The following is a 10,508-nucleotide window of genomic DNA, read 5'->3' as shown; positions in this document are numbered from 1 at the left end:
TCGTAGTAGCCGCCGACCTCGCGGTGGTAGTCCTCGTTGCCGAGGTGCTTGTCCTTGTCGAACTCCGGAGCGTTCTTGATCTGCTCCTTGGTCCGGTCCACGTAGACCTTCTGGTCATCGGCGTCGACCCGGGCGATCGTGCCGGCGGGCAGCAGGACCTCCTTGCCGAAGATCCACGGACCGGTGTCGACCACGATGTACGAGGAGCCGACCTCGTCGGAGTGCTTGTCGACCTTCCCGATGGAGCCGTCCGTCGCCTCGACCTTGTAGCCGGTCAGATCGGCGCCGGCCAGACGGCCGGACGTTTCCCGGTATCCCCACACGTTCTCAGTCATACGAAGTCTCCTCCTGGATCGGTGAATTGGTCGGCCGGTCTCTCCCGGACACCGGGTGACTCGGCCTCGCTGAACAGCGCCTGCCCCGGCCCCGGCGGCTCACACCCGGCAACTCGCGTTTTCCCCGAACGCGGTGCCCCCGTGTTGAACTGCGAAAACGGGGAAGCCGAGGGAGGAACCGCTTGTTCGACCTGTGGAGTGTGGGTGCCGAGGCCGCCGCGCCCCCGTGTGAGGAGATGACCTCCGTGCGTACTGCCCCAGCGCTGATACCGGGTTCCGTCTTCGATGCGGCCCTGGACGCCGCGTACGAAACGCACCGCCGGTTCCGGCACGGCGCGTTCGCCGAGGCCTGCCCCACCTGCCGTGTCCCCGCGGGGGAGCTCTGCCTGTCCCGTCGCAGTGTCCACGTCGAGCGCCGCCGGGCCCACCGTGCCCGCTCGGAGCGGGTCAGGGGCCCGCTGCTGGCGGCGCTGGCCGGCTGAGGCGGCGGGCGCCGGGACCGGCGCCCCCGCGGAGGCCGCTCGGCGTGGTCCTCCTGCCGTGCCCCCTACGCGGCGCCCGCCGCCGTCAGGGCCGCGACCGGCAGGAGCAGGAACCACTGCGGCAGCCGGAGCAGCGGCTTCGGCCAGCCGACCGACAGGGTGACGACCAGGAAGGCGGCCGTGTACGCGAGGAAGTGCGCGGCCACGAACCACGCCAGGGGACCGGTCGCCGGCGCGGCGTCCGCCAGCGCGAGGTGGACCAACACGGCGGCCGAGAGCACCAGGTCGATGCTCACCATGTGCCACACGGCGTGCAGGACGCGCCGGGGTTCGTCGGCGAGTCCGCAGGACAGCAGCGGGCGGACCACGTCCCGGTGCCCGCCGACGATGTGCGCCGCGGCCACACCGGACGCGGTGATACCGGCTGCGAGGAGCCATCCGTTCATCGGATCTCGATTCCCTGGGCGATGACGGCAGCCAGCCGGCCGGCCAGCTGCGGGTCGGGGTGCTCCCCGATCAGACCGACGTGGAAGAACACGGACCCCGCCAGCGTGTCCAGGACCAGGTCCACGGGTGTGCCGGCCTCGATCTCCCCGCGTGCCGCGGCGCGTTCGAAGACGATCAGCAGCCGCTCCTTCGAGGGGGCCAGGAAGTCGCTGCGGATGCGTGCCTTCAGGACCGGATCGGCGGCGAAGTCGGCGAGGAGCCCCGGGAGCGCCGCCGCGGCGGCGGGTGCGTGGAACTCGTCCACCAGGCCCTGCAACAGGACGGTCAGGTCTCCGGCCAGTGTTCCGGTGTCCGGGACCGGAGCGTCGTCGGTGGTCGTGAACACGGCCTCGAACACCAACTCCGGCTTGCCCCGCCACCGTCGGTAGACCGTGTCCTTGCCGACGCCGGCGCGGGCGGCCACCGCTCCGATGGAGGTGGCGGCGTAGCCGGTCTCGACCAGCAGCTCCGTGGTCGCGCTGACGATCGCCTCGTGCGAGCGGGGGTCCCTGGGGCGTCCCCTGGGGGACGGAGAGGAGTTCACGCGCTTTACGATACGGGTCGACCCGTATCGTAAACAACCCCCGGCGTCGCCGGGGTCGAGAGAGGGGGCCGCGACGGCCGCGCGGCCGTTCGCATAGCGGACGGAGGAGGTGCCTCCGTAGCGGAGTGATCACAGATGAGTGTTTTCGGTCAGGATGGGACCGATCACTCAGGGTCACGGCGGTCGCCCGGTGCTTGCCCGCATCCCTTGCCCCCCTTGCTTCGCCTGTCCGGCGCCGCGTGCGCGACCGGCAGGAATTCACGCGGTCGTACCTCCGGTAGTGCGAAAGATTTCCTGAGTTGTGTCGGCGGAGCCGCAAAACAAGTCCGAAACTGACAGGTTTGCTTTGACTCCCGATCGGTCGTTCGGTGACTGTCGTTCACATGTCCGACACATCCCGAGCCGCCGCCGGTGGCCCCATGCGCTTGCGCGACTTCCGACTGTTGCTCGCGGGAGCCGCCACCGGACAGCTCGGTGCCCAGGTGACGCTGGTGGCGCTGCCCCTCGTGGCCGTCCTCGAACTCGACGCGCCCGCCTTCCAGGTGGGCCTCCTGACGGCCGCGGAAACCGCCGCGTTCCTGCTCGTCGGGCTGCCCGCGGGGGCGCTCACCGACCGCATGCGCAAGCGGCCGCTGATGATCCGGGCGGACCTGGTGCGTGCCGTCGCCATGGCGAGCATCCCCGCCGCCGCGCTCGCCGACGTCCTGACCATGGTCCAGCTCTACGTCGTCGCGCTCGTGACGGGCGTGGCGACCGTGTTCTTCGACGTCGCCCATCAGAGTTACCTGCCGCAGATCCTGCCCCGCGACCAACTCGTAGCCGGAAACGGCGCGTTGGAGACCGTCCGGTCCACCGCCCAGGTGACCGGGCCCGGTGTCGGCGGCGGACTGGTCCAACTCGTCGGCGCGCAGTTCGCGGTCGTCGTCGACGTCATCGGCTACGTGCTCTCCGCCCTGTTCCTCCGCCGCATCGAGCACGTCGAGGAAGCGCCCGAGCCCGCCGCCGCCGGGGGCTCCCTGCGCCGGGAGATCGGCGAGGGAGTCCGCTTCGTCTTCGGCCATCCGCTGCTCCGCGTCATCGCGTTCACCACCGGCCTCGCCAATTTCTCCATGGCCGTCCTCATGGCGACGCAGACCGTGCACCTCGTCCGCGTCGTGGGACTGGAGGCCGGCGGGCTCGGGCTGGTGCTGTCCGCGTCGGCCGTGGGAGGGCTCCTCGGCGCCCTGTGCGCCGGGCGCCTCGCCGCCCGGCTCGGGCAGGCGCGGGTCATCCTCCTGTCCGTCCTCGCCACCGGCCCCTTCGCGCTGCTGTGGCCCCTGTCCGGGCACGGTTTCGCCGGGGCGGCCCTCTTCGCGGCCGGATCGGGAGTCGTCTCCTTCGGCGCCGTCGTCTACAACGTCGCCCAGGTCAGCTTCCGCCAAGGCCTGTGCCCCCCGCGCCTGCTCGGCCGGATGAACGCCACCCTGCGCTTCCTCATGTGGGGCACCCTGCCGCTCGGCGCGCTCCTCGGCGGAGCCCTCGCCCAGTCCTACGGGTCGCGCACGGCACTCGCCTGGTGCGCCGTCGGCATCCTCGCCGTACCGCTGCCGCTGCTGTTCTCCCCGCTGCGCCGGATGCGCGACCTGCCCGGCCCGCAGGGCGACGGCGGCGACGGCGCCGGCCCGGCGACACCGCCGGAGAAGGTCCCCGCCGACGGCGACGAACGGCCGGCCTCCGCACCCGCCGGCTGACACGGGCGCCACGCCCACCCGCCGACCCACCGATCCGCGCGACCGCGACCGCGGTCACGACGAAGAGGACCACGTGCCCAGCATCACGAGTCAGTACCTGGCCCGCTACCGGCGCCTCACCGGCGACCGGTCCGACGCCCTGCTGCCGGTCACCGGAGCCCAGCGCCGCTTCGCGCTGGTGCGCTCGCTGGACCCGGCGGGACGCCCCGACGTGGTGCCGATGTGCTTCGCTTTCCCGTACGGGACCGTCGACCCCGAACGCCTGGGCGCGGCGGCCCGCACGCTGGCCGCCCGGCACACCGCCCTGCGCTCGCGGCCCGCCGTCGTCCGCGGCACCCCCGTCCTGAGCGTCGACGCCCCGGAGGCCGGCGTGACCCGGACGGCCCTCGTACCGGGGGAGACGCCTGCCGACGGGCTCCGTCGCGCGCTGTCCTCCTGGGACGTGCAGGGTCCCCCCTTGCGGCTCTTCCTCGTAGCCGACGAGGAGCGCCGCGAGGACGTCCTCGCCGTCGTCCTGGACCACGCCGTCTGCGACGGCCGTTCGCTGGCGCGGATCGTCGACGAGCTCGGTGCCGCGTACGACGAGGGGCCCACCGGCCCCACCGCATCCTGCGTCGCGCCGGAGGAGACGGCGGCCGAACTCGCCTCCTACCGGGACGCGGTCCTGCGCCAACTGGCATCCGAGGAAAGGGCGGAGACGCCAGAGGCGACCGCGTACTGGGCGGACCGGCTGCGCGCGCTGCGCGCCCACGCACCGGCGCCCCGCCCGGAACGCGTGCCCGAGGGGGCACCGCCCGGCGGCGCCGCGCAGGCCCGACTGCCCGCGCACGACGCCGGCGTGTCCTTCCCCGGCCTGCTCGACGCCTGCCGCGTCGCCGCCCGCGAGCTGTACGGCCCGGACCGCGCGGTCCCGCTCGGCTACCCGTGGGGCGGCCGTCCCGCGGGAGCGGAACCCGTCATCGGCTGCTTCCTCAACACCCTCGTCTTCCCGGCCGACACCGGCCCGGGACCCGGACCCGACGCCACGGCCGACGGGTGGTGGGACGACCTCGACCGGGCCGACGTACCGTTCGACGCGGTCGTCGGCGCCGCGCGGGCCGCCGGCTCCGGCTGGACCGGAGGCCTCGACGGACTGCTGACCGTGGACGACGACAGCCGCCGCCCGCCCCTCAGACTGGCCGGTGTCGAAGGCCGGGAGGTCCACGTCGACGGCAGACCGGTCCGCGGGCCCTTCGCCGTCTCCGTCACCCAGGGAGCGGAGATCCGCCTGCGGATGGTGTGGGACCGGGCGGTGCTCGACGACGCGACCGCGCACCGTGCGTTCGACGCGCTCACCCACGCGCTGCGGCCCCCGGAGCCCACCGCGGGGTGACCCCGCCCGGCGCCCCCTCGCCCGGACGCCCGACCCACCGGACGTCCGGGCTCCGGGACGCCCCGGCGAGGGCCGCACGGCACGAGCAGTACGCCGCCCCCGGGCCGGGCGCGGCCCCCCGGCCCCGCCCGGCCGCCCGGCGCGTACGCGACCCGCGGCCCCGCACACCGGCGACCGCCCCGGTGCCCGCACCCCGCCGTCACGCGCGCCGCCGTCCACGCGCCTCCCGTACCGCCCGCCGACCCGGCCCACCCACGCCGACCGGCACCACGCGCCGCCGCGCCGCCGGGCGCACGCACCCCGAACCACCCCCACGGCATCCCCACGCAGAAAGCGGCACCGCGCGACCCGCGATGCCGCCCGCACGACCGCCGGACACGACCGTGACCGGCACCGGACACCGACCCGACAACCCCAGGGATCGCCCATGCTTCCCCTCTCCTCCTCGCAGGAGATCGTCTGGCTGCACGAGCAGATGCAGCCCGGCAGTCGCGCCTACAACTTCACCGCCTCGCTGGACCTGTGGGGCACGCTCGACGCCGAGGCGCTGCGCCGGGGGCTCGACGCCACGCTGGCGCGCCACCCCGGTCTGCGGCTCGAACTCGTCGCCTCCGCCGGCTCCGTACCGGGACAGCGGGTCGCACCGCGGTGCTCGCCGAGGCTGCGCACCGTCGACCTCGGCACGGAGCCGGACCCCGAGGCGGCCTTCGCCCGGCTGCTGCGCACCGAGGCCGAGACACCGCTCGACACCTTCGAGGCCCCGCTGATCCGCTGGACGCTCGTGCGGCTGGCCGATCACCACCACCGGCTGGTCCACGTCGAGCACCACCTGATCCACGACGGGCACTCCTTCGCGATCCTGCTCGGCGACGTCTTCCGCGTCTACCGCGCGCACGTCCTCGGCGAGACCCTTGCGCTCCCGCCCGCCTCCTCGTACGCGGACCACGTACGGGACCGGGCCGGGGCCGGGTACGCCCCCGCATCGCTCGACTTCTGGCGGGCCGCGCTGCGCGACCGGCAGCACGACCTGCCGCTGCCCGGCCTGACCCGCCCCGGTGCCCGCCGCAGGCACCACGGCGGGCAGCTGCGCCAGACGATCGGCGCCGATCTCGCCGAACGCCTGCGCGGACACGCCCGTTCCCGCGGCCTGACCCCGTTCGCCACGCTCCTCGGCCTGTTCGCCGAACTCCTGCGCCGGCACAGCGGCCGCTCCCGGATGGTCATCGGCACCGCCGTCGGCAACCGCCCCCTCGGCTACGAGGACGCCGTGGGCATGTTCGTCAACACCATCCCGCTGCCGCTCGCCCTGGACGGCGCCGCCCCCGCCCAGGACGCCATGGACGAGGTCACCGACACCCTCATCCGCGCCCTGCCGCACCAGGACGTGCCGGTCCAGGAACTGACCCGCGCGCTCGGGATGCACACCTCCGGCGCCGACAACCCCCTCTTCTCCGTCATGTTCAGCGCCCACGACGCGCCACTGCCCGAGATCGACGTACCCGGCCTCGACATCACCCTCTTCGAGGGCTTCAACACCGGAACCACCCGCTTCGACCTCGACGTGGTGCTGCTCCCGGACGACCGGCGCGGCGTCACCCCGCGCCACGGCTCGCCCGGCATGACCCTCGTCTGGGACTACGACGTCGACCTCTTCGGCGAGGACGTCGCCCGACTGCTCTCCGGCCGCTTCCTGGACCTGCTGCGCGCCTACCTCGACGCCCCCGAGACCCCGCTCGCCGGCCTGGCGCCCACCGCCGTGGAGCCGGCCGCCGAGCCCGTGCCCGTACCGGCCGGCCGCGATCCGCTGGACCCCGTGGCCGCACACCACCCCTCGCTGCCCGCCGTGCTGTGCGGCGCGCGCCGGCTCACGTACGGCGAACTCGACGACCGCGTCGGCGCGCTCGCCGACCGGCTGCGCGCTGCCGGTGTGACGCCCGGCCGGCCGGTGGCCGTGGTCCTGCCCCGGGGGACCGACTCGGTCGTCGCCCTGCTCGCGTGCCTGCGGACCGGCGCCGTCTACTGCCCGCTGTCCCCGGCCGATCCGCCGGCCCGGCTCGCACTGCTGCTGGAACGCCTCGCGCCGGCGCTGGTCCTCACCGGTGACGGCACCCCGGCCCTGCCGGAGGCACTGCCGACGGCCCGGATCGACGCGCCGGTCCTGCCCCCCGCGCACGGGACCGCGGAGCTTCCCGGCACCGCGTACGTCATCCACACCTCCGGCTCCACCGGGACGCCGAAGCCGGTCGCGGTCGGCCCCGCGGCGCTCGTGCACCATCTGACCGCGGCCGCCGACCGGTTCGGCCTCACCACCTCGGACCGGGTCCTGATGTTCGCCCAGCCGTCCTTCGACGTGGCCCTCGAAGAGGTGCTGCCGGCCCTGCACGCCGGTGCGTGCCTGGTCGTGCCCGAGTACGAGGTGCCCACGGGCGCCGAGCTCACCGCACTGCTGGTGTCCGCCCGGGTCACCGTCGCCAACCTGCCCACCAGCTACTTCCTCGCGACCCGCGAGGACCTGCGCCCCGCGCTGCGCGACGAGAGCTGGGCGCCCCGGCTCCTGGTCCTCGGCGGCGAGCGCCTGCCCGTGGAGGCACTGCGCGGGGTCCTCGCCGACACGGACGCCACCGTGCTCAACGTGTACGGCGTCACGGAGGCGGCCATCAGCTCGACCGTCCACGAGGTCTCCCGCGACGCCCTCGCCGAGGGCGCCGAAGTCCCCCTGGGCACCGAGCTCCCCGGCGAGCGGGTCCACGTCCTGGACGCCCACCACCGCCCGCTGCCGTCCGGCGCGGTCGGTGAACTCGCCGTCGCCGGGCCCGGTCTCGCCGAGGGCTACGCGGGCAACGCGGAGGCGACGGCGGCCCGGTTCGTCACCGTCGACGCACTCGACGGGCAGCGCGTCTACCTCACCGGCGACCTCGGCTACCGCGGTCTGGACGGGCTGCTGTACTTCCTCGGCCGGCGCGACAACCAGATCAAGCTGCGCGGGCACCGCATCGAGCTGGAGGAGATCGAGGCGGCGGCGTCCGCGGTGCTGGGCGGCCGGTCCTGCGCCGTCGTACTGGACCGGGAGAGCCCCGGCGGGCCCCGGCTCGTCGGCTTCCTCGAAGACCTCGCCGACGGCGCGGCCTTCGACGAGAAGGCGCTGCACGCCGAGCTGAGCCGCCGGCTGCCCGGCGCCCTCGTGCCCGCCCGGTGGGCCCGGCTGGACGCCATGCCGACCCTCGCCGGCGGCAAGCCCGACCGTACGGCGCTGTCCCGCCGGGCGGCCGCCCTCGACCCCGACGCCGCCACGGCGGCCGAGCCCGCGCACGGAGCCGGAGCCGATTCCGCTGCCGGGTCCGAGGCCGGTTTCGAGGCCGGTTCCGCGGCCGTCTCCGGGTCCGACGACCCGATGACGGCCCTGCTCGCGGAAGGCTGGCGCGAGGTCCTCGGCCACGGCCGGTTCGACACCCGCTCCCACTTCTTCCACAGCGGGGGCCACTCCCTGCTGGCCGCCGAGCTGGCCGCCTGGCTGGAGCCCCGGCTGGGCACGCGCCCGCCGCTGAGGGTGCTCTTCCGCAACCCCGTGCTCGCCGACCAGGCCGAGGCCCTCGCCACCACCACCCTTTCCACGGAGTCGTGATGACCCAGTCCCCGACCCTTCCCGTCGCCCCCGCCACGCCCGTCGAGACGGGCTCCGCCCCCGCGCACGGCACCGCCGGCGCGCCGAGCGTCGCCCACGGCCCCGCCGCCGAACCGACCGGGGTGGTCGCCCGCTTCGAGGAGCTGGCCCGGCGTGATCCGCAGGCCCCGGCCGTCGTCGACGGCGCCCGGACCTGGACGTACCGTGAGCTCGACGCGGCGGCCGTACGGGTCGCCGCCGCCCTGGGCGACCGCGTACGCCCCGGTGACCTGGTCGGCGTCTGCCTCGACCGCTCCACCGCCCTGGTGGTGACCGCCGTCGCGCTCGCCCGGATCGGCGCCGTCTACCTGCCGCTCGGCCCCCGCCCCGGCGAACGCCGGACCCGCGCCGTCACCGAGGACCTCGACGTCGCCTGCCTCATCGGCGACCCGGGAGTCCTGCCCGAGGAGCACCGCAGCGGGGAGCACCTCCCGCTGCCGCTGCCCACGGACGGCGTCAACGCCCCCGCCGCCGTGGTGGCGGCCTTCACCGACTCCGTCGGCGGCGCCCGGCGCGCGCCCGAAGGCGCCCTGTACGCCGTCCTCACCTCCGGGTCCACCGGCCGGCCCAAGGCGGTCGCCGTGGCCGAGGCCTCGCTCTCCGTCGCCCTCGACTGGTACCGGGCCGCGACCGGCCTCGCGCCGGGCGACCGCCAGTCCCTGCTCATCGGTGTCGCGTTCGACCCGCACCTGCTGGAGCTGTGGGCCGGCCTGACCTCCGGCGCCGCGCTCGTCCCGGCTCCGGACGACACCCGCTGGGACTCGCACGTGCTCACCGACTGGTGGCGGGAGAGCGGCCTCACCCACGTGGTGGCGGCCACGCCCACCGTCGAACCGCTCCTGGACCGCCCGTGGCCGCAGGACCTGAAGCTGCGTCACCTCGTCGTCGGCGGCGACCGCATGCGCCGCCGCCCGGGCCACGACGTCACCGCCGCCGTCCACAACGCCTACGGTCCCGCCGAGGCGACCGTCGTCACCACCGCCCACACCATGCGCGCCACCGACCCGGAGACCGGTGACCCGGCCCCGCCGCCCATCGGCACCGCGCTGCCGGGCGTCACCCTCGTCGTCACGGACGACGACGGCCGCCCCGTCGCCCGCGGACAGGACGGTGAACTGCGCGTCGGCGGCCACTGTCTGGCCGTCGGCTACCTCGACCCCGAACTGACCGCCCGCCGCTTCGTCCCGCCGCCGCGCGAACCGGCGCTGCCCGGGATCGACCGCCTCTACCGCACCGGCGACCGGGTACGCATGAACGCCGACGGAAGCCTGGACTTCCTCGGCCGCCTCGACGACCAGGTGAAGATCAGCGGGGTACGCATCGAACCGGCCGAGGTCGAAGCCGCCTTCGAGCAGGACCCCCGGGTCCGCAGCGCCGTCGTCACCGTGCTGCGCGACAGCTCCGGCCACGGACGCCTCGTCGCGCACGTACGACCCGCCGACGGCGCCGGACCCGCGGCCGGGGACCTCCTCGCCGGGGTCCGCGCCTGGCTCCCCGAGCAGGCCGTCCCCGCCGCCGTACGGATCGTCGACGGCTTCCCGCTCGACGCCAACGGCAAGGTGGACCGAGCCGCCCTGGCGGCCGCCGCGGCCGATGCCCCGGCCGCCGGGGCGCGGGGTGCCGCCACCGCCCCGGACGACCTCGCGGAAGCCGTCACCGCCTCCGAGCGGCTCGTACTGACGACCGTGCGCGAGCTGCTCGGCCGGCCCGGCACCGGCCTCGGCGACAACTTCACCGACGCCGGCGGCACGTCCCTCGTCGCCGCACGGCTGCTGGACACCGTCGAACGCGAGACCGGGGTGCGCCCGCGCGCCCCCGAGCTGCTGCGCAGCACCGACCTCCGCGCCTTCGCCGCCCTCCTCGAACAGCGCCGGACCCCGCGACCGGCAGGAGCCTGA

General features: G+C 75.1%; 8 protein-coding genes. 5 read left to right on the top strand and 3 right to left on the bottom strand.

Annotated features, from left to right (window positions below; all coding sequences use genetic code 11):
• Positions 1-335 (bottom strand): PRC-barrel domain-containing protein (locus ACZ6S8_RS34860; protein ID WP_469461830.1); only part of this gene is annotated, 335 nt, incomplete at its 3' end.
• Between the two features lie 245 nt (positions 336-580).
• Between ACZ6S8_RS34860 and ACZ6S8_RS34855 the strand changes: the two genes are divergently transcribed.
• Positions 581-817 carry a zinc finger domain-containing protein gene (locus ACZ6S8_RS34855; RefSeq protein WP_386529095.1) on the top strand — a complete coding sequence of 79 codons (237 nt, stop codon included), beginning with the start codon at positions 581-583 and terminating at the stop codon, positions 815-817.
• Positions 818-882: 65 nt separating this feature from the next.
• Here the strand turns inward: ACZ6S8_RS34855 and ACZ6S8_RS34850 are convergent, their stop codons facing one another.
• A complete protein-coding gene (locus tag ACZ6S8_RS34850; RefSeq protein WP_469461827.1) occupies positions 883-1,263 on the bottom strand; it encodes a hypothetical protein in 381 nt (126 codons plus the stop codon).
• Entirely contained in the window at positions 1,260-1,847 is a 588-nt protein-coding gene (locus ACZ6S8_RS34845; RefSeq protein WP_469461825.1) for a TetR/AcrR family transcriptional regulator, read from the bottom strand. Before ACZ6S8_RS34845 ends, ACZ6S8_RS34850 begins: the two co-directional genes overlap by 4 nt.
• A 383-nt stretch (positions 1,848-2,230) precedes the next feature.
• On the opposite strand from ACZ6S8_RS34845, the gene ACZ6S8_RS34840 reads away from it, so the two are divergent.
• The 4 genes from ACZ6S8_RS34840 (at position 2,231) to ACZ6S8_RS34825 (ending at position 10,508) form a co-directional block, all read left to right on the top strand.
• A complete protein-coding gene (locus ACZ6S8_RS34840; RefSeq protein ID WP_469461824.1) occupies positions 2,231-3,577 on the top strand; it encodes an MFS transporter in 1,347 nt (448 codons plus the stop codon).
• Positions 3,578-3,650: 73 nt separating this feature from the next.
• Positions 3,651-4,949: a condensation domain-containing protein gene (locus ACZ6S8_RS34835; RefSeq protein ID WP_469461822.1), complete on the top strand. Its 1,299-nt coding sequence runs from the start codon at positions 3,651-3,653 to the stop codon at positions 4,947-4,949.
• Positions 4,950-5,376: 427 nt separating this feature from the next.
• Entirely contained in the window at positions 5,377-8,571 is a 3,195-nt protein-coding gene (locus ACZ6S8_RS34830; protein ID WP_469461821.1) for a non-ribosomal peptide synthetase, read from the top strand.
• On the top strand, positions 8,571-10,508 hold the full coding sequence (locus ACZ6S8_RS34825; RefSeq protein WP_469461819.1) for a non-ribosomal peptide synthetase: 1,938 nt from the start codon (positions 8,571-8,573) through the stop codon (positions 10,506-10,508). Before ACZ6S8_RS34830 ends, ACZ6S8_RS34825 begins: the two co-directional genes overlap by 1 nt.

Source organism: Streptomyces sp. NPDC048461, from assembly GCF_055587105.1.
The sequence above is the reverse complement of the archived record's forward strand: the minus strand, read 5'-3'. Positions and strand labels throughout refer to the sequence as shown.

Coding starts and splice junctions, on each gene's coding strand:
- ACZ6S8_RS34830 (WP_469461821.1), top strand. CDS start 5,377: ATGCTTCCCCTCTCCTCCTCGCAGGAGATCGTCTGGCTGCACGAGCAG.
- ACZ6S8_RS34840 (WP_469461824.1), top strand. CDS start 2,231: ATGTCCGACACATCCCGAGCCGCCGCCGGTGGCCCCATGCGCTTGCGC.
- ACZ6S8_RS34850 (WP_469461827.1), bottom strand. CDS start 1,263: ATGAACGGATGGCTCCTCGCAGCCGGTATCACCGCGTCCGGTGTGGCC.
- ACZ6S8_RS34825 (WP_469461819.1), top strand. CDS start 8,571: ATGACCCAGTCCCCGACCCTTCCCGTCGCCCCCGCCACGCCCGTCGAG.